The sequence below is a fragment of the Deltaproteobacteria bacterium genome, assembly GCA_016210005.1.
Taxonomy (GTDB): domain Bacteria; phylum Desulfobacterota; class Binatia; order HRBIN30; family JACQVA1; genus JACQVA1.
In genome coordinates, this window is the sequence record JACQVA010000262.1 from 1 (window position 1) to 25,668 (window position 25,668).

Consider the following 25,668-nt stretch of genomic DNA (forward strand, 5'->3'; position numbering starts at 1 on the left):
CCCCAAGGTACAGCGTGCCGTTCCGTTTGCTGGCTAGGATGTAAACGCAGAACTGCTTGTCCACAGCGCCAAACGCCAAACTGGATTCCCGCTTTCGCGGGAATGACGGCCATAACACCGAACCACGTTACCCACAAATTTGTCGCGCACCCGTGTCTTCCCTTTCTGCCGGAGCGACTCAAAGTGCGGACAGCGCCGGCGCCGGCAATAGCTCTGGCGCACTTGCCGGCAGAGGTTATCGTTTCTGACTCAGGTGGCCGGCCGCCAGCGCCGCAGCAGCCACAGACTCCCGGCCACCCCGCCGAGCGTAAGCGCGGCGATGGCGAAGGTGAGCGCGTAGCTCAGCAGGGCGAGGACTGTCAGCACCACCGCGACCAAGGTAAAGGGCTCGCGCCCGCACACCAGCGCCAAGGTGATCACCGGCAGCAGGTGCCAAGGCCACAGTTGCGTCACCATCAGTGAGCAGAAGACCAAGCCGATCAGACAGCAGCTTTCCGCCAGCGCCGCCAGCGACGGCGCGGCCCGCCACTGGCGGGCGCCGATGGCTAGCAGTAGCGCCGCGCTGAGCCCGAAGCGGCCGACATCGAACAGGCGAAACCCCCAATCGCTGTCGAAGCCGCCGGCCGCACGCATCGCCCAGAACAGCAACGCTAGCGGTGGTGACAGCTCGGCCGGGAAGATGCCGCTGAGCTTTTCCGGATGGAGTAGTTGGCGGGCGATCATTGGCAACGCGCCCGCCAGCGGCTTGAGCAGTAGCCATCCGAGGGCGGCCGTCACCAGCGCGCCAAACGCCGCCTGGCGCGCCGCCGCGCGCACCCCCGCTGCCCTAGTAGTTGCGAGCAAGAACGCCGGAACGAAGAGCACGCTGTACCACTTGTACCAGAACGACAGCGCCAAACAGGCCAGCGCCGCAGAGCCACGCTCGCGCTGCCAACACCACAGGGCGGCAAGCAACAGCAACACCATGCCGATGTCGTTGTGCGCCGCGCCGGCCGCCTCGAACAGCAGCGCGGGGTTCCAGGCCAGCAACAGCCACGCGCCGCCGGCAGGCGCGGCGGGCTGACTCCGCCGCAGCAACGCCGCGGCAATGCCGAGGCTGCCAAGCAGCGCTAGGCCGGCCCAGGCCTTATGTAGCCACACTGCAACCCACAGCCGCTCGCCGGCGATGATCCCCACCGGCCAGCTCTGCCACATGAACAACGGCCCGTAAGCCGCCACCGGCCGCGCTAGGGCTCGCCCCAGGTAGGGCTGCCACGAGTCGGCCGGGAACTGCGTGCCCGCCACAATGAACGGGTTGGCGTGATAGTAGGCCCAGATTTTCGAGAAGAACGCGTACGCGAAGACGTCGCGCGAACCGACCGGAAAGCTGGCGAACAGCATGCCCGCGCCCAGCAGCACGACCGTGAAGGCGCAGCCGCGCGACAGCGCCACCGGGCCGATGTAGAGCGCCAAGTGCGCGGCACTCAATCCCAGGAACAGAACCAGGAACAGAACCGTTAGCCTGAGATCATCGAAGCGCTCGAAATCGTTGCTCGTCCAATCGGCGTGCAGATATGAGGCGATCAGCACGGCACCGAACAGGGCCACATGAAGAACGGGCAACACTCGCTGCCGCTGCCACCATGTGCCCGCTTGACCCGCACCGCCGCTCATAGTGGCAGCGAAGTGTAGCCGATCTATAACCGGTCTGGAACCGTTACCCGCCGGCAACGGGATGATGGTCGGGATCCGGGCATGAAACCGCGGCCCCCGAACCGTCGCGAATATACTCGTACGGCTTCCCGGATAGCGGATCTACCGGCGGTACTGCCAGATAGCCTGGGCGCATCTGCCACAGCGATAGCGGTGCCTCGCCGGTCTTCTCAATGTACGCAGCCAGCGCCGCCGTGACCAGCGCCATCCGCTGCGCACACGGGTCGGCATCGTAAACCGCCTTCACCGCGGCGCTGGGTTCCGCCGCAACTGTATCCTCACCTAGGTAATAGATGATGCCGACCTCCAGACCCGCGACGACCAGCGCCACCAGGCCGGCCAGCGCCCAATGCAAGCCGCGGTGACTGCCCGTAGCCGCAACGACATCGACGGGAACGCCCGGATCTTCCTTAATCGCCCCGGCGAACTCGAGGGCCATGCGCTGCAACTCTTGGCGTGAAGGAGTGGAGGCCACGAGTACATCCTTCGATTTCAGAGTTTGCCCTTGCTCGCGGTCAGTGCGCCATTCTGGAAGTAGTACGTGATGGTGCCTTTGCCGTGCTTACCGCGCACGTACCAATTGTACTTAGCCCCAACCTTGGTGCGCTGGACCAGCAGCGTGGCGCCTTTGGACACTCGTGGCCCCGGCAGGTTTGGAATTGCCGCCGGGCCGACCACGGTGCGGGAAAACGTCAACGTGCCGTCCACCGCTTCGAGAGCTTTGCCGGCATTGACCACGTCACTGAGGGCCGCGCGGTCAAACCCGCGTTGGCGAATCAACGTCCAGACTGGTACCGCCAAGCGCGCCAAGATCATCACGATGGCGGTGGCAACCAATAACTCGATCAGCGAGTAGCCGCGCGCGGACCCACGAAGCTGCGCCCGCAGCCGGATCGGGAAGACAGAGGCAATTCGCCGCATATAGTTGCTCATGCGACCTCCCAGCCGGAGCACGCGCAATGCCACGATCGGCGCGGGCCGGCGGCTGCAACCACCGCTAAGCGCATTATCACCGGTAGGATTCGTCGCCGGCTAGCCAGTGACGCTCTCTGCGAAAACGCCAACGCGGTGACGCCGGTGAGCTGGCCGAACGGCTTCGGGCTGCACTCTCTTGGTGCTGGCTCGGCAGCCGGGTGTACGGGATCGGGCTTGGGAACGCGGCTGGACCAAGTCGCAGGCGATCCGGGCGGCGATCCGCGCCCTAACGCGTGCACCGAAGGAAGCCGACCCGGTGCTTGAGTTGAGCGGCATAGTGCACGACGACCTACCGCCGGATTGAAGCGAACAATTCGACCGCTATCTGCAGGAGACGTTCGTTGCCGAGCCGATTGCTCACTACGGACGGCGGGGACGCCCCCGTTCGGGCGCTCGTCGATAGCGGGGCCTGGATTGCCCTGGTGCGAGCCAAGGACCAGCACCACGAGGCAGCCGATCGGCTGTTTCGGCTGGCGATCCGGCAGCACACGCGCCTATTCACCACCAACCTGATAGTGGCCGAGGTGCACCGCTTCATCCTTTTTCACATGGGCAGCCAGCCCGCGTCCCTGGTACTCGATCGCATCAACGCCAGCCCCCTGCTGTCGGTCGAATTCACCACGGCTGCTCACCATCGTAAGGCGCGGCAGTGGCTGGCCAGGTTTCCGGACCAACGCCTGACCTACACCGATGCAATGAGCTTCGCCGTGATGGAGGCCAACCGCTGCACCACCGCCATGGGGTTTGATCACGACTTCGAGGCGGCCGGGTTCTCGCTCTGGCGCCCGTAGGGTCGAGCAGCCGGTTCTTGACTAACGGGCGTTGGTTTCCTAGCTAACACGGCTGTGGCCGCCCACACCGCCAAGGTCCGTCCGAAACGTGCGCGGGCACGTGAGCCGATCTCGCCGACCCGTGAGGTGATCCTAGACACCGCCGAACGGTTGTTTGCCCAGCGTGGCGTCGACGGCGTGGCGTTGCGTGATCTGGCCCGTGAGATGAACCTGACGGCGCCCAGCCTATACAATCATTTCGCCAGCAAGCAGGCGCTCTACGAGGCGGTGATCGAACGCGGCCTGCGGCCGGTCATGGAGGGGGTGGTCGAGGCCTGGCACCCGGGCACGCTGCGAATCGAGCAGATGCGCAGCAACGTCGACCGGCTGGTAACCCATCTGGCCGCGCACCCGCACCTCGCCCGCCTGCTCCAGCGCGCCTTGCTCGAGGAAGCTGGCACCGTCAAGAAGCTCATCCTGCGCTGGATGACGCCGATCTACCGCGAGGGCATGGCGGTGATGCGCGAGACTGCCGGTGCCGCCGGCTGGGAGCCCGAGGAGGTGCCCTATCTCGGCGTCGGCCTATTCGGCATGATCTTCGGGTATTTTACCAACGCCGCCCTGTGGCAGACCGTGGCCGGGCGCTCAGGTGATGTGACCGCACCTCGTGTGATTGCGACGCAGCGCCGCTTTCTCGAAAAAGCCCTCTATCGGCTGATGGGGCCGCAGACCAAGAACGGCAACGACGCGCGTAATCGGCGCGCCGTTAGATCTACCGGCGCGCCGCTCTGAGTCGCAACCGCCCTCAGCAGGGCGCCAGCCCGGGACGCATGAAACCCGGCGGGCAGCAGCGACACGGTGTTTGCTCTGGAATGCAGAACACCATGTTGGTCGACGCCCCCGTAACCTCCGGATTCGCGCAGCCGCGCGACGGTCGCCAGCTCCTGCCCGGCTGTATAGTAGGCGCGCCACGAATACTGCAGTTGCTCGCGAACCGCCGCGGCAACGCTGGCGGCTATTTCAGCAACCCTCTCGGGCTGAGTGCCGTCTTGCACCGACACGATCACTTCGCCGGCGAGGAAACCCTCGGCGCAACACTTGAACTCGACATACGGCCCCGGTCCTTGCAGCACCGCCCCTGCCCGCTCTGGCGGGAATAGTGGACGAGCGCTACAACAGCCCGGTGATCTTGGTAACTGGAGCTACGGGGTTTCTTGGCAGTCACGTAGCGGAGGCTTTGCTCGCCCGTGGCGAGGCGGTGCGCCTGCTGGCGCGACGTCCCGAAGCGGCAGCCTGGCTGGTGGGGCGCGGTGCCCAATGCGTCGCCGGCGATCTCAGCTCGGCAGCGGCGCTGGCGGCGGCGGTGCGCGGCTGCCGCGCCGTGGTCCATTGTGCCGCCTTGGCTGCCGACTGGGGACCCTGGCAGGCCTTTCGTGAGGCCAACGACCACGGCGTGGCGCGACTGCTCGAAGCGTGCCGGGACCAAGCGCTCGCTCGCTTCGTCCACATCAGCACCGCCGACGTCTACGGTTATCCCGATTGCGACGGCCTCGATGAAGCAACGCCGTGGCGCGACCGCGGTTTTCCCTACAACTCGACCAAGATCGCCGGCGAACGGCACGCACAAGCGGCGCAGCGCGCCGGGCTGCCGGTCACCGTCATTCGTCCGGGAAACATTTACGGCCCGCGCTCGATCAGCTTCGGCAGCGAGCTGGTGGCGGCGATCAAGAGTGGCGCGCCGCTGATCCGCGGCGGCCGCGTCAATGCCGGTTTGGTGTACGTCGACAACGTCGTCGCCCTCATTCTGATGGCGCTGGATCAGCCGGCGGCTGTGGGCGCAACGTTTCATAGCGTCGACGATGACGGGCACACTTGGCGTGAGTACTTCACGGCGCTGTGCCGCGGCCTCGACCTGCCGCTTCCGCAGCGCTCGTTGCCGCGCTCGCTGGCGTACGCGCTGGCAACGCTGATGGAATGGGGCGCGCGCGCCCGGCGCCAGCAACGGCGCCCGCTGCTCACGCGCACCGCCGTCGAGTTGCTCGGCACCCGCCAGGGCTTCTCGATGGCGCGTGCCCGCCGGCAGCTCGGTTTTGTTCCCGCCGTCGGCTTCGAGGAGGGTTTGGCCCGCACCGTCGCCTGGCTACGAACACAATCCGCGCCCGGCAGCTCCACCGTAACCCCAGTGCCGCCGACCGCATGAACCCAGCGCTTCCGCTTGCCTGCTCGGCCAGCTGGTATTTGCCGCCGCGGGCCACGTCCGGCTTCGGCACCCATCTGGGGCAGGGATGAACGCCGCGGCCGGCGAGCATTGGCAGGCCGTGCTCAAGCACGCGCTGGCCGGGCATGACGCCCGCATACTCGCCCGGGTGCCGAAAACCGACCTGCACTGTCACGGCCTGCTGTCGGCGCCGCTGTCGGTTTACGAGCGCCTGTTGGGGCATCCGCTACCACCGCCACCGGCTGCGTTCGCTGATTTCAGCGCCTTCATCAGCTACATCACCGCCAATCTCCTACCGGCGCTCACCGGCCGTGGTGCGGTGCAAGCGGTGATGCGTGCCGCCTTCGATCGGCTGGCGGACGAGGGCGTGGTGTACGCCGAGATGAGCTTCGATCTGCTGGTGCCCGACTTGATCGGCGTCGAAGTCGAGGAGTTCGCGGCCGTGCTGGCGGCCGAGATCGAACGCGTAGCCGGCCGCATCACGATTGCCCCGGAAGTGGGGATAAACCGCAAGCTGCCGGCGGACGCCGCCGAGCCGCGCCTGCGGGCGTGGATCGCGACGGGCGTCTGCCGCGGCATCGATCTCTACGACGACGAGTCCTACGGTGAGGTCGAGGACTTCGTTCCGCTCTACCGCCTCGCCGAAGCCCGCGGCCTCAAGCTGAAGGCGCACGCGGGCGAGCTGTGCGGGCCGAAGCGGGTGCGCGAGAGCGTCGAGAAGCTCAATCTGCACGCCGTGCAGCACGGTGTGCGCGCGGCCGAGAGCCCGGAGGTGACGCAGCTGCTCGCCGAGCGCGGCACGCTGCTGCACTTGTGCCCCACCAGCAACGTCGCCCTCGGTGTCTGCGATACGCTGGAGAATCACCCCGCGCGCCAGCTGTTTGCGCAGGGTGTCAAGATCACCGTGAACTCGGACGACTTCACCCTCTTCGGCGTCGGCGTCTGTGACGAGCTGCTCAACCTCAGCCGCATGGGCTTCTCGCCCGACGAGATCGTGCAGATCGTCGAGAACGGCCTGGGCGAGCAGCCGCCCAAAGCGTAATCAGGGACAACCGGACGCCGGCCGCGCCAGCGTTGCGGCTGCTGATCAACCACAACCGTTGAGGGCGTTGTTCACTGCCATCACCAGCTCGTCAACGGTCACCTCGCCGTCCAGGTTGGCGTCGAACACCGGACAAGGCTCATCGCTGAACGTGCCGAGCGCGATGTTGACGCCGGTGACGAGTTCATCGACGGTGACGTTGCCGTCGCCGTCGCAATCGCCGGTGCAACCGGGTCCGATGCTGGCCGCGAGCGGAATCACGACCATGTTCCCGGATACGTCATCGGTGACGGTGATACTGGCGGCGTGGTCGCCGCCAGCGAGGCCGGCGTCGTCGACGATGCCGACGGTAATCTCATTCGGTGTCAGTCCCTCGGCATGGCTCAGTTGCACCCACCGCTCGCTGGCTGAGGCGCGCCAGCGCAGTGGATTGCCGGCGGGGTTATCGACAAACAGCCGCGCGTTGCTGCGGCCCGCGCTGGGTTCAAGGCTGAGCAGCAGGGGCTCGACCTTCAACTCATCGGGCGGCGGCGGCACCTCGGCCGGGTCGGCCACGATCTCAATCTCGATCGCGGCGCTGGCCACGCCGCCTTCGCCGTCGTTGGCTTCTGCTGTGACCGTGTGCACGCCGACGCTGAGCTCGGCCGCACTCAGCGTGCGCCCGTTGCCGAGCACGCCATCGCGATCCGAGCGCCACAACATCCGCGCGCCGCTCAGCGCTCCGACCTCGACGTCGTAACCGTCGGCCTCGAACGCCACGGTCTGCTCTGCACCGAAGACGGCCCCGTTGGCGGGCGCGACGATGGCCACTTGCGGCAGGTGGTTGGGGACGGTGAAAGGCGCATCGGAGACGTCGCTTGCCGTATGAATGCCGTCGCTCGCCCATACTCGGATCAGCGCCTGCGCCCCGCCGGGGATCGTGCTCGCGTCCAGCTCGATGCTGGTTTCAGTCAGGCCGCGAGCGACCGACTGCCAGCTGGTGCCGTTGTCGCGGCTGTACTCGACGTGGAAGACCAGCGGGTCACCGTCTTCATCGCTGGCCGACCAGCTGACCGGAACCGTCGCGCCGGTGAAGACCTCGCCGCCGTTGGGCGATTGCACCGTCACCTGCGGCGCGGCCGCTCCCGCCTGGACAGTGGTCAGCAATGCCCCGCCGGGACCCTCGATATCGACCCGAACCGTGCCCTCGACAAAGGGCACCATTTCGTCGATGAACAGAACCTCAACGTCACGCTCAGTTTCATCCGGTGCCGCACTACCGCGGCCGGCAGCGCCGGTGGACGGCGTGAACGGATACCGCGCCAGGACCGCTCCGTCGGCGTCGCGCAACACGATGGCGTAGTCGCCCGCAATCGGGCCCGGGACCTCGCCGTCGACCGGAATCACAAACAGTGGCTCCAACTCGACCTCGTTCGTGGCCGGATCGATGCTCCCCACCACCAGCAGACGGTCACCGGCGCTGGCTGCCGCCCCGGCTTGCAGCCCGGCCGAGCATGCGGCCTCCCTCATCCAGTCGGGGAACTTGTAGTCGACGAGCATGCACTTCTGCAGGTAGTTCATCAGGCCGTGGTGGGTGAAGTCGCTGATCCACTGGTACGGGCAGTAGGTCATCACGTCGCGCCAGTCGGGCCCATAGACCTGCAGCCGCGCGGCGTTGAAGCCATAGAGCGCGGTCGGGCCCGACAACGTCTTGCTGATGCGGCCTTGCGAATAGGGGTACGACTTGCCGTCCTTGGCGCCGCAGTACTGAGCGTGATAGCGCCCAAAGGCGTGAGCCAGTTCGTGGCCGCCGTACCAGTCCCCGTAGCTGCCATCGAAGTCCCAGCCCCTGCTGTCCGAGCCCGTGGGCCCCGATGCGACGGAGGAAGGCATGGTTCCTGAACAGCCACGCATGAACCCGCCGCCGTCGGGCACCATGCCGTAGTAACGCGCCCAGCCGGGGACGTTATCCTTGCCGTGCGCCAGGTCCCAATTCCTCTCGGCCTTCAGGAAGGCGTTGACCTTCTTGCACGAGGATGGATGCTTGCTGAAACCGTGCTGCCGGATCCAGAACTCGATGTCGTTGACCGGGAACGCCGAGGCGATCCACTTCAGCATCAGCTTCACGTCATTGCCGGGAACCGGATAGATGTAGTCCCCGGATTTGTAGGTGAGGGCGTACATCACCAGGCTGGGCCCCGGCACCGACTCAAACTTCACGGTGGTCGTGATGTCGTTGTTGGCGTAGTTGGTCTCGGGCACCACGAACCCCGGATTCACCCGGGCCGTGATCTTGACGGTCCCCGAGGTGAAGAAGCTCGGCAATTCGAACAGAAAAGCATGATCAAGCACGCTGCGATCGGGGTAGGGCCGAACCTTGATATGGGCCGCCGGAGCGGTCTTGTTGATCGGCAGCACGCCCTTCGAGATGACCCCGTACTCGACCACGATGCGGGCGGCGGCTGTAACCACGTTCTTGGTCGAGCGCACATGCAAGCGTACGAAGGTGCGCTTACCCGCCACCAAGCGCACGGTGTTGTTGAGGTTTTGTACACTCTGAGTGACTTCGAGAGCGCTGGCGACCAGGTCGTCGACCGGCGTGGCGGTGCCGGCGGGCGTGGCGGTGCGCGTGCGCGTGCGGGTGCGCGTTGCCGTCCTGGTCGCGGTCTTGGTGGAAGACGGCGTCGATGTCCGGGTTACCGTGACCGTCAGCGAGGCGGTGGGCGTGGCGGTTGGCTCGTTCGGGCGGGTGACGCTCGGGGTAAAGGTGCGGGTCGAAGTTGGCGGCCGGGTGGGCGCAGGGGTCGTGGGCGTCGAGGTCGGCGTGCTGGTGAGCCGCGGCGGCAGAGTGCTCGTCGGCGTCCATGTCGGCGTGCTAGTGAGCCGCGGGGGCAGAGTGTTCGTCGGCGTCAACGTTGGCGTGCTGGTGAACCGCGGGGGCAGAGTGTTCGTCGGCGTCAACGTTGGCGTGCTGGTGTTTAACCGAGACGACAGAGTGTTCGTGGGGGTGACCAGTGGGGACTCGGAGCCACGAGCCACAGGCTGGAGGCCTGTGGCCGCCTGACTCGCGGTCGCCGCGGTCATAACCGCCAGAACGACCAGAATCGACCGTCGGGGGTTGGTCACGGGTACGCAGGTTAGCACGCTGCGCTCGCACCTGTCGAACCGCGGTGAGTGTCGTGCGAGTTTCTGCTAGGTTGTGCGACGATGGCACGAGTGCAGCAGAGCGAGGGCGAGAAGATCATCGCCGTCAACCGCAAGGCCCGGCACGATTACTTCATCGAGGAGAGCTGCGAAGCCGGCCTCGTACTCACCGGGAGCGAAGTGAAGTCACTGCGAGCTGGCAAAGCCAATTTGAAAGACAGCTACGCCCGCATCGAGCGCGGCGAAGCCTGGCTGGTGAATGCGCACATCAGCGAATACAATCCCTCGGCCCAATTCGGGCATGAGCCGACCCGGCGGCGCAAGCTGCTGTTGCACGCGCGTGAGATCGACCGGCTCACGGGCAAAACCAAGGAGCGGGGGCTGACCTTGGTGCCGTTGCGGCTGTACTTCAAGAACGGCCGCGCCAAAGTGGAGCTGGGGCTCGGCCGCGGCAAGAAGCAGTACGACAAGCGCGAGTCGATCAAAGAACGCGAGACCCGCCGTGAGGTCGACCGGGCGATGAAGCAATGAGGGCTGGCCTCACCAGCCTTCGTCGGGGTCGGGGCCAATAACTCGCACCAGCTCGACGCCGTTCCGCGCCTGAATGACCAACCAACAGCCACGACCACAGCCACCGAGGAAGACGCGGCGCGGGCCGTCGTCAACTGCGATGCGGAAGCGCCCGACCTTGAACCGGAAGAAAGTGGCGGCGCGCAGAATCGAACTGCGGACCTAGGGATTATGAGACCCTCGCTCTAGCCAACTGAGCTACGCCGCCAAACTTGAGATCCTGGCGCTTGCGGCCGTCGCCACCGGCGGGCGCCGAGAACCGCCACCAACTTACCGGGCAAGCCCGCCTCTTGGCAAGCCCGGGCGCGACATTCGGCCGCGGATTGCGTCCCAGTTGAACGTCCCCTCCCCATGATTGTGCCCGTTGCGTGTGGCTCCGCGAACACAGCGCGAGACAGTACTGGTGCAACGCAAATGCTACTCTTGCGTCTCCGCGTGCTGCTGAAAACCCTCCGGACCTGCGCCGAAGCCGCGCCCCGAAATGGCGCTGAGCGCGCCGCGACCTATAGCAAGCTCGCCACCAACGTCGCGCCCTGAGCTCAATCCGTCGAATCCCTTGTGGCGCATCATTCCCGTTCGATTGCGCCGGCTTCGACGTAGGCTTGTATCTCGTCCGGCGTCAGGCCGAGCAACTCGCCGAAGACATAGTCGTTGTCCTGCCCTAGCGCCGCGCCGGTTTGGCCGCTGCGGCCGGGAGTGCCGGTGAGACCGAGCGGAATGCCGTTGGCCACAACCGTCCCCTTCTTCGCGTGGGCGATTTCCTCGAAAAAACCCCGGGCGGCCAGCTGGCGGTCGCGGCGGAACTGATCCTCGATGTTCTGCACCACACCGGCGGCGACGCCGGCAGCCTGCAACCTGCTCATGACATCGTAGGCATCGCGGCCGGCGGTCCACTCCTCGATCAGCCGATCCAGCTCGGCGGCATGTTCGAGTCGAGCGGCGAAGGTGGCGAAGCGCGCGTCCGCCGCCCACGCCGGGTCACCCATAGCGCGAGCGAAGCGCTGCCACTGCGCCTGGCTGGACACGGCGATGGCACACCAGCGGTCATCGCCCCGGCAGCGGTAGCAACCGTGCGGTGCGGCGTGGCGAGAGCGATTGCCCAGCCGCTCCGGCTCGCGGCCATTGGCGAGATACTCCATGAGCACGTGGCCGGCAACGCTTACCGTGGCCTCGAACTGCGAGAGGTTGATGTTCTGGCCTCGAGCGCTACGGCGCCGATACTCAAGTGCACATAGCACCGCAAACAACCCGTGCAGCGCGCTCACCGTATCGGGATAGGCGTACTGCGTGATGGTGCACGGACGCTCGGGCAAGCCCGAGACCAGGCCGAGGCCGGAGACGGCTTCGATGTTCGGCCCCCAGGTGATGTACGAGCGGCAGGGTCCGCTGTCGCCAAAGCCGGACGAGCTGAGCATGATGAGGTCGGGCTTCACTCGTCTGAGTTCTTGGTATCCCAGCCCCAGCTTGTCCATCACGCCGGTGCTGTAGTTCTCCACCACGACGTCGCAGCTTGCCACCAGACGTTTGGCCAGATCGACCGCCTGCGGTTGCGTGAGATCGAGTGTCACAAAGCGCTTGCCGGCGTTCCAGTCGGTGAACCACGGCGAGAGCTGCGTCTGAATACCCATCTCCGGCGCCCACGGCGGTATGTAGGCGCGGGTGACATCCGGCCGCTTCTGCGATTCCACCTTGATGACCTCGGCGCCGCAGTAGGCCAAGTGCCGCCCGATCCACGGGCCGGCCATGCCGGCGGTGAACTCGACGACGCGCAGGCCAGCGAGGGCCGCTACTGCAGAGGCAACAGCTTCCCCCTCCCGAAAAGGGGGATCGCCGGAGATTTCTTCCACCAGCGCAAATCCCCCCTGGCCCCCTTCTTTCGAAGGAAGCGACCTCCGTTGGGTGACAGGGGCGACGCCTTTCGGGACGACGCCGGCGTTCACGAGGGTACGCAGCGTTTCCTCAGACAGCCCCAGCTCGCCGCAGTAGATCTCCTCGTTGTGCTCGCCGAGCCGCGGGGCCGGGCGCGTAATGCGCCATGGCGTTTCGGCGTGGCGATACGGTGCCCCCGGATAGCGCAGCATGCGGCCGCCGCCATGATCGACGCTGACGAAGTACTCGCGGGCGGCGAGCTGAGCATCATGCACCACCGCCGCGGCGCGGTTGACCGGCGTGACCGCGAGGTGCCGGCGCTGCCCCTGGTGGTAGAACTCGGCGACCGTGAAATGAGCGGTCAACTCGGCGATGTAGTGATCCAACAGGTCGCGCGAGTCGTAGCGGTGGAACGCCTGGCCGTCGAAGATCGGGTCGAGCACGGCCCGGTTGCCGGTCACTTCAAAAATCCACTGCGCCAACGCGCGCCAGTGCGCCGGGCGGTTGACGATGAGGTAAACCGCACCGTCGCGGCAGGAATAGGCACCCGACGGCACCGCCGCGAACAACCCCGGCCCCCGACGCCGAGCAATTATCTGGTCGTCAAGCCACTTGCCGGCGCCGCAGACGTGGGTGACCGAGGCGGTGACCTCTTCCGCTGAAATGTCGACGTGCTGCCCGATCCCCGTCCGCGTGCTGTGGTGGAGCGCGATCAGACTGCTCACCGCCGCATAGGTCGAGGCCATCATGTCCGCCTGCGATCCGGCAAGTGTCACCGGTGGGTCGTCAGCTTCGCCGGTGACGTGCAAGGCGCCGCCCAAGGCAGCGGCGACCAGATCGGCGGAGTGAAAGTCCTTGTACGGCCCGGTCTGTCCGAAACCCGTGATCGAGGTGAGCACCAAGCGCGGGTTGAGTACCTTTAACTTCCCGTAGCCCAGGCCCAAGCCGTCCAGATAACCGGGCGGGAACGTTTCAATGACGATATCGCCTGTGCGAGCGAGCTGTTTGAACAGTGCCTGGCCTTCGGGATGATCGAGGTCAAGAGTGATGCTCCGCTTGCTGCTGTTGAGGTACAAGAACGACAGGCCGCGGTTCGGATCGGGCTGGTCGTGCCAGAAGGGCGGGAGGTTGCGGGCAGCATCACCGCCGGGCGGCTCGATCTTGATGACATCCGCGCCCATCTCAGCCAGCAGCTTGCCGCAGTAAGCGCCGGATTCACCGGCGAGCTCCAGGACCCGGCGGCCGCTGAGGGCGGATGGAGTTGTAACGCGCATGCCGGTAACAGCACTCACACGGTTTCGGGCTGACTCCGCGCAGCCTTGCTTGCGAGGCCGGCCCATTCACGTGTTGTGAGGTGAGCAGCGCAGCGGCGACCTCAGGCGGCGCCGACCGCATCGCGCGCGGCGATGTAGCCGAAGGTCATCGCCGGGCCGATGGTGGCACCGGCGCCGGGGTAGCTGTGGCCCATGGTCGCGGCCGAGCAGTTGCCAACGGCATAGAGGCCGGGAATCGGTTGTCCGGCTTCCGTCAGCACGCGCGCGCGGGCGTCGGCCTTCAAGCCGCCCTTGGTGCCGAGCTCGCCCGGATAGGCGGCGATGCCGTAGAAAGGCGGCGTCGCGATGGCAGCCAGGCAAGCATTCGGCTTCACCTTCTCGTCGCCGTAGTAGCGATCGAAAACCGTTTCGCCGCGGTGGAAGTCGAGATCCGTTCCGCTGCGCGCGTACTGGTTGAACTTGGTGATGGTAGCGCGCAGGCCGGCGGGGTCGAGGTCGAGTTGCGCCGCCAGGCCCTCCAGGGTGTCGGCTTTCTTCAGATAGCCTTTCAGCGGCTTCGGCAGCGCCCAGTCGGGTTGCTGCGAGGCCTGCAGGATCGGGCCGTAGGGGTACTTCTTGCGGAAGGTGGCATCGAAGACGACGTAGGCGGGCACACAGGGAGTGTCGGGGGTGTTGCTCTTGTACATCGCGTTGACGACGTCGATATACGGTGCGGCTTCGTTGACGAAGCGCTCGCCGCGCTTATTGACCATGATGCTACCAGGCAGTGACTTCTCGATTACCAAGATGCGAGCGTGCGACTCGCCCGGCACGAGCGTGACCGGTCCCCACCAGGCATCGTCCATGAGATCGAGGGCCGCACCCACCGCCAGGCCGAGGTTGATGGCGTCACCGGTGTTGGCGTGGTTGCCGCAGGACCACTCGGTGCGCGTCGGGTTGGGCAGGTATTTTTCGCGCATCGCCTGGTGGTGCTCGAAGCCGCCGGCGGCCAGCACCACGCCCTTGTCGGCACGAATACGGATGCGCCGGCCGTTCTTATCGGCAACCACGCCGACCACGCGGCCGTTTTCGACCACCAGTTCACGCGCCGCCGTCTGCAGCCAGAGCGGGATGCCGCGATCCATGAGCGAGCGGCGCAGCATGCCGACAAGTGCATTACCCATCGCTAGGTTACGGTCGCGTTTCGACTTGAAGCGCCACGGCAGATCGAGCCAGTAGCCGCCCATCAACTTCATCGTCAGCGCGATCCAGCCCGCCGCTCGCGTCAGCAAGGTGCGCGCTTCGAGCACGGTCATGAAGATGCGGTTCATGATCAGCATTTGCGGGTTCTGCTCGCGCAGGTTGAGAAACTCATCGCCGAGCAGTCGGGCGTCGAAATTGGTCGGCTCGATGCAGCGGCCGCCGGGGCGCCAGCCCGGGGCGTGGGGATAGTAATCGGCGTACTCGGGCAACGCCACGAACTTAACCCGCGAGTGCTCGGTGAGGTACTTGACCAACTGCGGCGCCTGTTCCAGGTAGGCCCGCAGGCGGTCTTCCGCCACCGCCTCGCCGACCGTGGCCTTGAGATACGCCCAGGCGTCTGCGGACGAGTCCTTGATGCCGACGCTGTCCATCAGGGGATTGCACGGCACCCACAAGCCGCCGCCCGACATCGCCGAGTTGCCGCCGTAGCGGTCGCTCTTCTCGATCAGCAGCGGCGCCGCGCCGCGATCGTAGGCCGTCAGCGCCGCCGTCATGGCGCCGGCGCCCGAACCGACGATCAAGAGGTCAACGGTCTGGTCCCAGTTTGTCGTGGCGGTGTCGGCGCTCATGTGACGACCTCCCTCAGTTGTTCGGTGCCCGGCTCGGCAACGCCAGCGTGGCGGTGCACGGCGTTACCGGGCCATCTTGGGTGGCGATGACGATTTCCAGATCGACTCGGTGCTCACCGTCGGTGATGTACTTCTTGGTCACCTTGCCGGTGATGATCATGCCGTCGCCGGCGCAGACGTTGCCGCGCATGGCGATGTTCATCCGCCGCACGGTGCTCCGCGGGCCGCCCCAATCGGTCATGAAGCGGCTGATCATGCCCATGTTGAACGGGGTATTGACGAAGATGTCCTTGGTCTTCGAGCGTTGCTGGGCGTACTCGCGGTTGGAGTGTTGCGGCGAGAAGTCGCGAGTGGCCGAGGCCAGGTAGATGCAGCGCGTGAAAGTGATCGGCATGTCCAGCTTCGGCAGCTCCTCGCCCGCCTCCACCTCTTCCCAGAAGCGGTCGCGAAAGACGCGGGCCTTGTACCCGGTCTTGTCGCCTTGGATGACTTCTTCGACCGCCGGGCTCCAGCCGCCCTGCGAGCTGCCGGCGACCGGCGGCGCGCCTTCTTGGCGGCCGTATCCGAAAGCGGTCATGCGCTCGCGCACGATCAGCTCGCCTTTCTGGTTGCGGTAGAGCCGGTCCATGACCCAGAAGTGCCCTTCGCCGACGCGCGCCTTCTTCCACGGCGAAATCGACACCAGCCGCTGGCTGACCGAGACGCGATCGCCGACCTGTAACGGGACATGATTCTCCATCTCAATCTGCGTGATGATGCCAACGGGAAGATTCAACGCTTCCTTGATGTCGTAGTGAATGTGCCGCACCGGCTCGCGCTCGCCCGGCGGCCACGGCCAGCGGAAGTGCATGGCGAAGGTGGTCATCACTGAGCCCGGCGGTGCCACCACGTTGCGAAATCCTTGGGCCCGGGCGTAGTCGGCGTCGAGGTAGAGCGGGTTGCCGTCCTCCAGCGTCTCGCACCAGTGACGGATGAGGTACTCGTTGACAGCGAGCGGCGCCGGCTCGGGCGCTGACTCCTGCGCCAGCTCGCACAGCTTGCGCTTGGCGTCCTCGGAGAGGTACTCGGGGATGTAGTCCAGTACGGTGTCGCCGGTCATGGCCGCCCTCAATGCATCTCAGCGTAAGTCTTACACCGGCCGCGCTGATTGGCGTGCTCGGCGAGGTCCTTCGCCAATTCGGTGCGCGAGCGAACGGCGCGAACCGGTTGTGGTGGGGTCTTGAAGGTCTTGCGGCCGTCTTCGGTCAGGCGTGGCGGCTGGCCGGCGTCGAGCACAGCGCTGGCGACCAGCTCTTCCAAGTAGCGCGTGTCCCACCACGACAGTTGCAGCTGCTTAGCGCGGCGGAAGTACAACTGGATATCGCACTCGATGGTGAAGCCCATACCGCCGTAAACCTGCTGAGCCATCGCGGTGACGTCGCGAAACGTCTGGCAGGCGAACAGTTTCGCCATCGGGGCCAGCCGGTCGACCGGCCGTCCGAGCGCGCGGGTCCAAGCGGCTTCGTAAACCAGAGTGGTGCCGCCGTCGACCGCGGCCGAGGCGTCAGCCAAGTAATGGGCAATGGCCTGGAAGGCGCCGAGCGGCTTGTCGAACTGCTCGCGCTCTTTGGCGTACTGGACGGTCATCTCCAACGCTCGCTGCGCCCCGCCGATGGCCTGTGCCGCCAGCAGGATGATGCCGTCGTGCATCAGCGTGTTCCATGTCGACCATCCCGACTGCGCCGCGCCGATGCGATCGGCCAACGGCACGCGCACGTCCTTGAAGGCTACTTTGTACTGCGTGTCCGCGGCCAAGGCGTACTGCTGCGTGATTTCGACCCCGGGCGATTTGGGATCAACCAGCAGCAGGTCGACGTCGTGCTCGCCGTTGCCGGTGCGGGCCAAGACCAGCAGGCGGGTCGCGGCCGCGGCGCAGGCCACATGCCGCTTGCTGCCGTTCAAGCGCAAGTGCTCGCCGTCACGAACGGCGGAGAGCTGGACACCTTGCGGACCGAACCCGCGCTGTGGCTCCAACCACGCCGGAGTGAAGACAGCCGCGCCCGAGGCGATTTGCGGCAGCCACATCTGCTTCTGAGCGTCGCTGCCGGCCAGCGCCAGTGCGCCGCCGCTCATCACCGCGCTGGCGAAGTGCGGGCAGGGGGCCAACGAGCGGCCGAGTTCTTCGTACAGGATGGCACCTTCGACGCTCGACTGCCCGGCGCCGCCGTATTCTTCCGGCAGCGTCAGGCCGATCAGGCCCAGCTCACCCATCTGCCGCCAGAGCTGCTCGGAAAATCCGCTCGGGTCATCTTCCATTTTGCGCACCACGGCCAGCGGGGCCGACTCGCTGCACAACCGCTGCACCGTCTCCCGCAGCATGTCTTGTTCTTGGCTGAAATCGAGGTCCATCTGTTGTTACTCCTTGGTACGAGGAGGAAGAGGGGGGTTAACCGGACTTAACCGATCGAACGGATTAAAGCAGGAGGCCGGGTTCTGAGTAACCATATTCCGAATCCGTTGTCGGCCTATTCCGTGTTCAGAAATTCGGCGGCAGGCCGAGTTTGCGCCGGGCGATGATGTTCTTTTGCACCTCCGAGGTGCCGCCGCCGATGGTGTCGATGACGGTGTAGCGGTAGGTGAGCTCGGGGCGCCCGCGCATGGGGGCGTCGGCGGTCTGCACGCGCAACTGCGTGCCGGGAGCGCCGATATCCAAGGCGGCGTTGGCAATACGTTTGGACAGCTCGGTGGCGTAGAGCTTGTACTGTGACGAATCGGTGGTCGGCGCCGCGCCGCCTTTCGAGGCCTTGGCCACGAAGCGTAGTCCGAGGCAGCGGGCCACCTCCGTTTGCGTCACCAGCTGCGCGATCCGTTGGCGGATCACCAGGTCTTCGCGCAGCGGCCTGCCGTCGCACTGCTCGGTAACGACGTAGGCGCACAGCTCTTCCATGCGCTGCTCGATGGGCGAGAAGGTGAACATGGTGAAGCGTTCGAGGTCGAGGGCCTCGGAGATGTACTGGAAGCCTTTATTGAGCTCGCCGACGCGGTACTCGTCGCCGACGTAGACATTGTCGAAGTAGACCGAGTTGGTGATCTCGTCGCCGATGGTCGGCATCGGCTGGACGGTCAGACCGGGCGTGTCCATGTGCAACAGGAACAGCGTGATGCCGCGGTGTTTGTTGCTGGGGTCGGTACGGGCACCGAGCCAGTACCAATCGGCGAAGTGGGCCGAGGTGGAGAAGATCTTCTGGCCGTTGAGGCGCCAGCCGTCGCCGTCGCGCGTGGCCTTCAGCGCCATCGCCGCGGCGTCCGAGCCGGCTTCCGGTTCGGTGTAGCCGACCGCGAACTGGACTTCGTTGCGCAGGATCTTCGGCAGGAACTCGCGCTTGAGCTTGTCGCTGCCGTGGCGGATGAGGGTCTTGCCGACGATGCCCACGCCCTTGCCGATCTGCGGTGCGCCGCGGCGCGCCAAGGACTCGTTGAGCAAGTACTCGTACACGCCTTCGGTCTCGTTGCCGCCGTATTCCTTGGGCCAGCCCATACCGAGCCAGCCACGCTCGCCGCACTTGCTCATGAACGCCCGGCGCTCCGGGGTATCGACGAGCTGTGCCATGTTCTCGCGCGTCACGTCCATCACCTCGGGGGTGTCGCATTGGTCGAGGAACTGCTCGACCGCTTGCACGAAAGCCTTTTCCGCCTCTGAAAAATCGAAGTTCACGGTTGGTCTCCTATTGCCGAGCCTAGCCAGCCACGCTCCGCTCAATGGCCTTTGAACACCGGCTTGCGTTTTTCCACGAAGGCGCGCGTGCCCTCGCGGGCGTCTTGGGTATTGGATGACAGTGTCGCCGCGATCGCTTCGTAGTCGAGCATCTCGTCGAGCGTCGAGTTGAGCGAGCGATAGATGAAGCGGCGCGCGAGATCGACGGCCACGCTCGGGCCCTTGGCCAGCTCCTTGGCGTAGCGCAGCGCGGCGTTCAACGCTTCGCCCTCGGGCACCAGTTCGTCGAGCAAGCCTTCCTTGAAAGCCTCTTCGGCTTCGAGGATGCGCCCGGTCTCTACCATCATCAGCGCGGTCGAGAGCCGGGTGATGCGCGGCAAGAAGTACGTGATGCCGCAGTCGGGCGCGAAGCCGAGGCGCACCATGGCCGCGCACAGACGGGCTTTGGTGTCGCCGAAGCGCCGATCGCACGCCAAGGCGAAGGCGAGCCCGGCGCCCATGCACGGGCCGTGAATCGCCGCGATCACCGGCTTGTCGACTTCGATGAGCCAGTGAGTGACCTCGGCTATCGGCCCAGCGGGCATCTTGCGCTGATAGCGCTCCATGACGAGGTTCGGGTCCGACAAGCCGGGCAGCGGCCGATCGCCGCCGCCGCTGAGCCAGTCGGCGTCGCCGCCGGCGCTGAAGGCGCGCCCGGCGCCGGTGAGGACGAGGGTGCGCACCTCATCGTTCTCGCGTAGCTCGCGCAACAACTGCACCAGGCGCCGGCCAACCTCCCAGTTGATCGGATTGAGGCGCTCGGGCCGGTTGAGGGTGATGATGCCGACGCCGTCTTCGATGCGGAACAAGACAGGTTCTTCTGCTGCCATGGTTGTTACCTCCGTACTCTCAAGAGCCCCTCACCAGCCCTCTCCCAGGGGGAGAGGGAGCAGGATTAAAGCAGGTTCACTGTTCCATTGGGAGAGCGTCAGATGTTCGCGCGCCCTAACGCTTAAGCACCACTGCGGTGGCGTTGCCGCCGAGACCAAGTGTCTGCGCTAGGCCCACTCTCGCATTGGGTACTTGGCGGGCGCCGGCCTCGCCGCGTAGTTGCCAGCCCATCTCGCAGACCTGGAACAGCCCCTGTGCGGTGGTGGCTTCACCGAAACAGAGGAACCCGCCGCTGGGGTTAATCGGTAGCTTGCCGGTCGGCATGGTCTCGCCCGTCTCCATGAGGTGCTCCGCTTCGCCCGGCTTGCAGAAGCCCCACTCCTCGGGAAACGCGAGCTCGTAGTACACCGTGTTGTCCTGCAACTCGACGAGGTCGACGTCCTTCTGGCCGACCCCGGCACCCTTGAGCGCTTTTTCGACCGCGAGTTTCGCCTCGCTGTGCAGCGTCGGCCCTGACGGCCCCAGCCCGCCGAGGCCGCGCGTGATGCCGTCGTCGAAGCTGGCGGTCGCCACCGCGCTTGCCGCCACCCACACCGGCTTCGAGGTGCGCTTCTTCGCCTGCTCCGCTGAGCACAGGATCACCGCGGCCGCGCCGTCGCTCACCGGGCAGATCTCGTACAAACGGAGCGGATAGCTGACGACGTTCGACTTGAGCACCTGCTCGAGCGTGAACTCCTGTCGAAAGCGCGCGTTCTCGTTGTGCTTGCCGACCTGATGCGCCTTGACGGCTACCTTCGCCAGCTGCTCCTCGGTGGTGCCGTAGTCTTTCATGCGCCGCCAGCAGAGCGACGCCCAAAACGCCGGGCCGGGCATGCCGACGCAGCGCTGGCGCAGGAACTCGGGATCGGTGGTCTCCTCCAAGCCGGAGGTCTGGATGAATCCCTTGGGCATCTTCTCGCCGCCCACGACGAGCACCAGATCGTAGAGCCCGCTGGCAACGAGGGTGTAGCCGATGTTGAAGGCGTTGCCCCCGGCGGCGCATCCCGCCGACAGGTTGTAGACGGGGATTCCCGTCGAGCCCATCTCTTCGACCACGTCGTTGCCGTTCAAGCCCCAGCCCTTGCCGCCGGAGAAGCGCGAGCTAGCGGCCGAGACCGCCTCGATCTCGCGCCACGACACGCCCGCGTCCTTGAGCGCCGCTTCTACCGCAACCCGGCACAGGTCGTTGACCGACTTGTCCGCAAACTTCCCCCACGGGTGCATTCCCAGCCCGATGACTGCCACGTCTCTCATGTGCGTCTCCGTCTCTGCCGCGTGCGCCGACTCACACCGGCCTGAATTTCCAGGTGATGACCTCGGTACCGTCGGCTTCGTGGTACAGGGGCTCCAACACCAGCTCCACCGGCATGTCCGGCCGCAGGCTCCTCAGATCGTCCGTGCTGATCCGGCCCAGCACCCGCAGGCCATCGTCGAGATCCACCACCCCCATCGCGTAGGGCTTGAACGGCTCATCGAATTTCACCGGCGGTGGCGGCGCATAACTCTGGATGGCCAGGCTCCACAACCTGCCGCGCGGTCCGAACGCGGCATCCTGGATCTTGCTCTCGCCACACTTCGGATTGTGACAGACAGCGGACTTCGGAAAGTACGGCGCGGCGCACGACGCGCAACGCGATCCCAACAGCCGCGGCCCCTGCGGGGTATCGGCAAAGAGGCCCGCGATTACCGGTTTCGTTTCCATCACCTCATCCTTTCAGCGCCCGAGTGATCGCAGGCAAAATCTCGAGGCAGTCGCCGACGATGCCGTAGCGCGCGTAACGGAACACCGCCGCGTCCGGGTCGCGGTTGATCGCCACGATCGTCTTCGCTGCGGCGCAGCCGACCATGTGCTGGCTGGCGCCCGAGATGCCGGCGGCAATGTACAACGCCGGCCGCGTGATCTTGCCGGTTAGCCCGACCTGGCGCGAGGAGTCGACCCAGCCGTTTTCCACCACCGGACGCGAGGCCGCAGCCATACCGCCGAGGGTCTCGGCCAGCTCTTCGATCAGCCGGTAGTTCTCCTTCTTGCCGAGTCCCATACCACCGGCCACGATGATCTGCGCCTCCTCGAGACGCGGGCCTTCAAGGTGCGCTTTCTGGATGACCCGCACTCGTTCAGTTGCCGCGCCCAGGTCGACCGCCACCTGCCGCACGGCCGGCGCCGGCGAGTCCGCTGCCGGCGGCTCCACGAGCAGCATGTCAGCCAGGACTCCGACCACGCAGGACTCCGCGCCGGTCAGCTCGTAGACCACACGCGTATCCCCGCCGTAGGCCGAGGCGGTAACCTTGACCGCTCTACCTTCCACCTCCAGCTTCAGCGCATTCATCACCACGCCGGCACCGGTGCGCGCCGACAGGCGCGGCGCCACCAGACGCGCGTTGAACGTCTGCGGGATGAGTATCAGCTTCGGCGCGTGCTGCTTGCTGTACTGCGCCAGGGCTTCGACCCAGACGTCGGCCTGGAAGTCAGCGAGTTTAGCGTCCTCGATCCGATCGAGGTGAGCGACGCCGTACTTGCCCGCGATTTCGAGCGCCCGCTCCGGTGCCGGACCAGCGATCAGCCAATTCAATTCGAGACCCGCAGCAGCGGCAAGCTTGCAGGCCAAGCTGAGCGTTTCTTCCGCGCCCACGGGTACACCCGCACGGCCTCGTTCCCAGGTGCAGACAACGACCGAATTTGACACGTTTGCCTCCGAATGCTCCGTCACCGGAACCTACTCGATGGTCCGCTCCGCGCGCAGGCGCGTGACCAGCTCCAGTGCCGCCGCGGCCGAGTCGCCCGGAATGACCTCGCAGCGGCCGATGATCGGTTCGACGAACTGGCGGGTCATCGTCACTCTTGGTCGAGCACTCTCACCGAGAGCGAGGCCGGCCGGCGTGATTTGCTGCGGCTTGATCTTGCGGGCCTTCATCGTGCGGATACCAGTCGGATAGCGCGGCTCGCCGAACTCGTTGCTGATCGTGATCACCGCGGGGCACGCGACCTCGACGATCTCGTCGCCGTCAGGCGTCACCCGCGTGACCCGCAGCTTCCCATCAACCAGCTCCACCGCGCGCGCGATGGTGACGATCGGCAGGCCCAACATCTCGCCCAGCAACGCCGGCACCACCCCCTGGTCTCCATCCGACGCCTGACGCCCGCACAGCACCAAGTCCGCCCCGCCGAGCGACTTCACGAACCCGGCGAGCAGCGCGGCGGTCGCGTAGCCGTCCACGGTCCCGGAGTCGACGGGGATGGTTGCGACCTCATCGGCGCCCATCGCGACCGCGTGTTGGAGAATCTTGGTCGGGTCGCTGCCGAGCGAGACCACGTGGATCTTACAGTCGACGCCGGCATCGCGCAGCCGCAGCGCGCACTCGATCGCCTGTTCGTCGTAGCGGTTCATCAGCCGCGGGATCGACGTCTGCGTCAGTGTCTTGCCGTCCGATCCGATCTCCAGCTTCCCCACCAGGACGTAGTTGTCGACCGCGTCCGGATCGAGGACTTCCTTGGCGCAGATGACGATTCTCATTTGCTGCACTCCTTGTTCCAGGCGCCTTCGATGGCCTAGCGCTCTTGGAGGGCGGGAGCTTGCTCCGGCTCTTGGGTGGTGCCGGGCGCCGCTGCGAGGCCCGAAAGCGGCGGCAAGCCGCCGCACTCCACATCGACGACCAGCGCTTCCGCAACCAGCTCGGCGATGTCCGCCGCCCGCACCGTCCGTTCCGGATCTTTCGTGCGGATAGCGTCCTCGAACATCTGCATGCAGAACGGGCACGAGACGGCCGCCGTCTTGGCGCCACAGCCCTTTGCTTCTTCGAAGCGCAGGTGGTTGATTTTCGACTCGAGCTTGTCGTCCATCCAGGCGTACCCACCGCCCGCGCCGCAGCAGAGCGCCGTGGAACGATTCCGAGGCATCTCCGAGATGCCGCTTCTCGAAACCGACGCCAGCACCTGGCGCGGCGCGTCGTAGATTCCATTGTGGCGCCCGAGGTAACACGGATCGTGATACGTCACCGAATCCACCTCCTGCTTCAGCTTCAGTCTGCCGCTCCGGAGCAGTTGCTGGATGAACTCGGCGTGGTGAACGACTGCGTACTTCCCGCCAAAGTCGGGATACTCGTTGGCCAAGGTATTGAAGCAGTGTGGGCACGTCGTGATGATCTTCCGGATCTCGTACTGCTGGAAGAGTTCGACGTTGGTCTTGGCGCACATCTGAAAGGTCAGCTCGCCGCCCGCGCGCCGGGCGGGATCACCGGTGCAGGACTCCTCCGCGCCGAGCACGGCGAAATCGACCCCGGCGGCCTGCAAGACTTTGACGAAAGCGCGCGTCACTTGGATGTTGCGATCGACCAGCGCGCCGGCGCAGCCGACCCAGAAGAGATACTCCGCCGTATCGCCGCGGCCGTAGACCTTGAGGTCGAGGTCCTGAAACCACTCTTCCCGCTCGTGCGCGGCGCCGGCGAACGGATGCCCGCGTTCATCGATGTTCTTCAGAAACGTCTGCGTCTCGTCGCTCATCTTGGATTCGGTCATCACCAGGTAGCGGCGCATGTCGATCATCTTGGGGATGTGTTCGATATACATCGGGCACTCTTGCTGACAGGCTCCGCACGTGCGGCAGCCCCACAGTTCATCTTCCAGCACCGCCGGCCGCAACGGGCCCTCGGCGGCGTCACCGAACAGGGGCGCCTGTTCGGTGTCCGGTGCCGCGCCGCTCCCCGCTTGTGCCGCCAACAGCGACGGCCCGACTGCGCTCAGGTGATCGCGCAGGTTGCGAATGAGCAGCCGCGGATTCAGCTGGGAGCCCCCTAGCGTGGCCGGGCAGACCGACTCGCACCGGCCGCAATTCACGCAAGCATCGAGATCGAGCAGGCTCTTCCAGGAATACTGCTGGATCGCCTTAGCGCCGAGAACGGGCTCGCTCTTCCCGTCCTCGGCTTCCAGCATCGCTTCGATATCCGGATACGGCAGCGCGAGGCCGCGATTGAGATTGCGGAAAAAGATGTTCAAGGCGCCGTAGACGATGTGGTTGAGCTTTCCGGCGGAGAGGTAGCCGATGAAGGCGAATGCTGTGACGGCGTGAAACCACCAGCTACCGCGGTGCATGAACCGCAACGTCGGCTCGCTCAGTCCTTGCAGGGAAAGCGCGACCAGGTAACCGCCGGGAGACCAGCGGGCTAGAGCGGGATTGCCGTGCAACTCCGTCGCGGCCATTCGGAAACCTTCGGTCGCGAAGCCTTGCAGGAAAAGCAGCAGCAAGAGCCCCAGCGCAACGCTGTCCTCCGTCAGAGAGACGACATGTCTTGGGCGCATGACCGTGCGCCGGACAAGGGCCATCGCCAGCCCGACGATCGCCAGCAGGCCGAAGCTGTCGCTCAGCAACGAGTACCAGCGATACGTCGCCCCTTGCAGGAAGTGGATTCCGCTCCATTCCTGCAAGCTGATCAGCGAGGTGGCGACCACCTGCGCCAGAAAGCCGTAGAAGATGAAGGCGTGCATCAAGCCGGGATACGGCTGGCGCCACTGGCGATGCTGCCCGAAAATCTCGAGCAGCAAGCCCGTCAGCCGCTCGGGAATGCGATCCCAGCGTGTTTCACTACCGCCCAGGCGCCAGAGGCGGTAACGGCGATACACGCCACCGGCGAACACTGCTGCGGCGACGGCGAGAAAGAGATAGAGCAGCGCGCCGCCGGCGATGTTCCAATAGATCTCGCGCGTTTCAGCCACGGCTACGCTTCACA

General features: G+C 65.8%; 21 protein-coding genes and 1 tRNA gene. 6 read left to right on the forward strand and 16 right to left on the reverse strand.

What is annotated here, in order from left to right; translation table 11 throughout:
• Positions 1-249: 249 nt before the first annotated feature.
• The 3 genes from HY699_24625 to HY699_24635 are packed head-to-tail and all read right to left on the reverse strand — an operon-like array spanning position 250 to position 2,625.
• The gene (locus HY699_24625; protein ID MBI4518989.1) at positions 250-1,653 is read right to left on the reverse strand and encodes a hypothetical protein; all 1,404 of its coding nucleotides are present in this window, start codon (positions 1,651-1,653) and stop codon (positions 250-252) included.
• A 43-nt stretch (positions 1,654-1,696) separates the two neighbouring features.
• Positions 1,697-2,167: a hypothetical protein gene (locus HY699_24630; GenBank protein MBI4518990.1), complete on the reverse strand. Its 471-nt coding sequence runs from the start codon at positions 2,165-2,167 to the stop codon at positions 1,697-1,699.
• A 17-nt stretch (positions 2,168-2,184) separates the two neighbouring features.
• Complete coding sequence (locus HY699_24635; protein ID MBI4518991.1) at positions 2,185-2,625, reverse strand: type II secretion system protein; 441 nt, start codon at positions 2,623-2,625, stop codon at positions 2,185-2,187.
• Positions 2,626-3,008: 383 nt separating this feature from the next.
• Between HY699_24635 and HY699_24640 the strand changes: the two genes are divergently transcribed.
• The 4 genes from HY699_24640 to HY699_24655 all read left to right on the forward strand — a co-directional run bounded on the left by HY699_24640 (position 3,009) and on the right by HY699_24655 (position 6,697).
• On the forward strand, positions 3,009-3,458 hold the full coding sequence (locus HY699_24640; GenBank protein MBI4518992.1) for a PIN domain-containing protein: 450 nt from the start codon (positions 3,009-3,011) through the stop codon (positions 3,456-3,458).
• Positions 3,459-3,584: 126 nt separating this feature from the next.
• A complete protein-coding gene (locus HY699_24645) occupies positions 3,585-4,229 on the forward strand; it encodes a TetR/AcrR family transcriptional regulator (protein MBI4518993.1) in 645 nt (214 codons plus the stop codon).
• Between the two features lie 367 nt (positions 4,230-4,596).
• Positions 4,597-5,637: an NAD-dependent epimerase/dehydratase family protein gene (locus HY699_24650; protein MBI4518994.1), complete on the forward strand. Its 1,041-nt coding sequence runs from the start codon at positions 4,597-4,599 to the stop codon at positions 5,635-5,637.
• Between the two features lie 85 nt (positions 5,638-5,722).
• Positions 5,723-6,697 (forward strand): hypothetical protein, encoded by a 975-nt coding sequence (locus tag HY699_24655; GenBank protein ID MBI4518995.1) that lies wholly within the window; start codon positions 5,723-5,725, stop codon positions 6,695-6,697.
• Between the two features lie 45 nt (positions 6,698-6,742).
• Here HY699_24655 and HY699_24660 read toward each other — a convergent pair whose 3' ends face one another.
• Complete coding sequence (locus HY699_24660; GenBank protein ID MBI4518996.1) at positions 6,743-9,199, reverse strand: hypothetical protein; 2,457 nt, start codon at positions 9,197-9,199, stop codon at positions 6,743-6,745.
• Between the two features lie 94 nt (positions 9,200-9,293).
• Between HY699_24660 and HY699_24665 the strand changes: the two genes are divergently transcribed.
• Positions 9,294-9,740 (forward strand): hypothetical protein, encoded by a 447-nt coding sequence (locus HY699_24665; protein MBI4518997.1) that lies wholly within the window; start codon positions 9,294-9,296, stop codon positions 9,738-9,740.
• A gap of 152 nt (positions 9,741-9,892) precedes the next feature.
• The gene (smpB, locus tag HY699_24670) at positions 9,893-10,351 is read left to right on the forward strand and encodes an SsrA-binding protein SmpB (protein ID MBI4518998.1); all 459 of its coding nucleotides are present in this window, start codon (positions 9,893-9,895) and stop codon (positions 10,349-10,351) included.
• Between the two features lie 173 nt (positions 10,352-10,524).
• Here the strand turns inward: smpB and HY699_24675 are convergent.
• The 12 genes from HY699_24675 to HY699_24730 form a co-directional block, all read right to left on the reverse strand.
• A tRNA-Met gene (locus HY699_24675) sits at positions 10,525-10,598 on the reverse strand.
• Between the two features lie 358 nt (positions 10,599-10,956).
• A complete protein-coding gene (locus tag HY699_24680) occupies positions 10,957-13,533 on the reverse strand; it encodes a CoA transferase (GenBank protein ID MBI4518999.1) in 2,577 nt (858 codons plus the stop codon).
• A 101-nt stretch (positions 13,534-13,634) separates the two neighbouring features.
• A complete protein-coding gene (locus tag HY699_24685) occupies positions 13,635-15,344 on the reverse strand; it encodes an FAD-binding protein (GenBank protein MBI4519000.1) in 1,710 nt (569 codons plus the stop codon).
• A gap of 13 nt (positions 15,345-15,357) precedes the next feature.
• Positions 15,358-16,443: a MaoC family dehydratase N-terminal domain-containing protein gene (locus HY699_24690; protein MBI4519001.1), complete on the reverse strand. Its 1,086-nt coding sequence runs from the start codon at positions 16,441-16,443 to the stop codon at positions 15,358-15,360.
• 8 nt (positions 16,444-16,451) lie between these two features.
• Positions 16,452-17,732: an acyl-CoA/acyl-ACP dehydrogenase gene (locus HY699_24695; protein MBI4519002.1), complete on the reverse strand. Its 1,281-nt coding sequence runs from the start codon at positions 17,730-17,732 to the stop codon at positions 16,452-16,454.
• 127 nt (positions 17,733-17,859) lie between these two features.
• The gene (locus tag HY699_24700; protein ID MBI4519003.1) at positions 17,860-19,038 is read right to left on the reverse strand and encodes an acyl-CoA dehydrogenase family protein; all 1,179 of its coding nucleotides are present in this window, start codon (positions 19,036-19,038) and stop codon (positions 17,860-17,862) included.
• Between the two features lie 41 nt (positions 19,039-19,079).
• Positions 19,080-19,907 (reverse strand): enoyl-CoA hydratase/isomerase family protein, encoded by an 828-nt coding sequence (locus HY699_24705; protein ID MBI4519004.1) that lies wholly within the window; start codon positions 19,905-19,907, stop codon positions 19,080-19,082.
• A 115-nt stretch (positions 19,908-20,022) separates the two neighbouring features.
• Entirely contained in the window at positions 20,023-21,201 is a 1,179-nt protein-coding gene (locus tag HY699_24710; protein ID MBI4519005.1) for a transporter, read from the reverse strand.
• 31 nt (positions 21,202-21,232) lie between these two features.
• Entirely contained in the window at positions 21,233-21,649 is a 417-nt protein-coding gene (locus HY699_24715) for an OB-fold domain-containing protein (GenBank protein ID MBI4519006.1), read from the reverse strand.
• A 4-nt stretch (positions 21,650-21,653) separates the two neighbouring features.
• The gene (locus HY699_24720; GenBank protein ID MBI4519007.1) at positions 21,654-22,631 is read right to left on the reverse strand and encodes an electron transfer flavoprotein subunit alpha/FixB family protein; all 978 of its coding nucleotides are present in this window, start codon (positions 22,629-22,631) and stop codon (positions 21,654-21,656) included.
• Positions 22,632-22,661: 30 nt separating this feature from the next.
• Positions 22,662-23,459: an electron transfer flavoprotein subunit beta/FixA family protein gene (locus HY699_24725; GenBank protein MBI4519008.1), complete on the reverse strand. Its 798-nt coding sequence runs from the start codon at positions 23,457-23,459 to the stop codon at positions 22,662-22,664.
• A 35-nt stretch (positions 23,460-23,494) separates the two neighbouring features.
• Positions 23,495-25,654, reverse strand: coding sequence for a (Fe-S)-binding protein (locus tag HY699_24730; GenBank protein ID MBI4519009.1), 2,160 nt, complete (start codon positions 25,652-25,654; stop codon positions 23,495-23,497).
• Between the last annotated feature and the right edge of the window lie 14 nt (positions 25,655-25,668).

What these genes read in the sequence shown, in the direction of transcription:
- HY699_24680 (MBI4518999.1), bottom strand. Translation starts at nt 13,533, where the DNA reads ATGCGCGTTACAACTCCATCCGCCCTCAGCGGCCGCCGGGTCCTGGAG.
- HY699_24725 (MBI4519008.1), bottom strand. Translation starts at nt 23,459, where the DNA reads ATGAGAATCGTCATCTGCGCCAAGGAAGTCCTCGATCCGGACGCGGTC.
- HY699_24705 (MBI4519004.1), bottom strand. Translation starts at nt 19,907, where the DNA reads ATGGCAGCAGAAGAACCTGTCTTGTTCCGCATCGAAGACGGCGTCGGC.
- HY699_24635 (MBI4518991.1), bottom strand. Translation starts at nt 2,625, where the DNA reads ATGAGCAACTATATGCGGCGAATTGCCTCTGTCTTCCCGATCCGGCTG.
- HY699_24715 (MBI4519006.1), bottom strand. Translation starts at nt 21,649, where the DNA reads ATGGAAACGAAACCGGTAATCGCGGGCCTCTTTGCCGATACCCCGCAG.
- HY699_24685 (MBI4519000.1), bottom strand. Translation starts at nt 15,344, where the DNA reads ATGAGCGCCGACACCGCCACGACAAACTGGGACCAGACCGTTGACCTC.
- HY699_24695 (MBI4519002.1), bottom strand. Translation starts at nt 17,732, where the DNA reads ATGGACCTCGATTTCAGCCAAGAACAAGACATGCTGCGGGAGACGGTG.
- HY699_24625 (MBI4518989.1), bottom strand. Translation starts at nt 1,653, where the DNA reads ATGAGCGGCGGTGCGGGTCAAGCGGGCACATGGTGGCAGCGGCAGCGA.
- HY699_24655 (MBI4518995.1), top strand. Translation starts at nt 5,723, where the DNA reads ATGAACGCCGCGGCCGGCGAGCATTGGCAGGCCGTGCTCAAGCACGCG.
- HY699_24710 (MBI4519005.1), bottom strand. Translation starts at nt 21,201, where the DNA reads ATGAGAGACGTGGCAGTCATCGGGCTGGGAATGCACCCGTGGGGGAAG.
- HY699_24690 (MBI4519001.1), bottom strand. Translation starts at nt 16,443, where the DNA reads ATGACCGGCGACACCGTACTGGACTACATCCCCGAGTACCTCTCCGAG.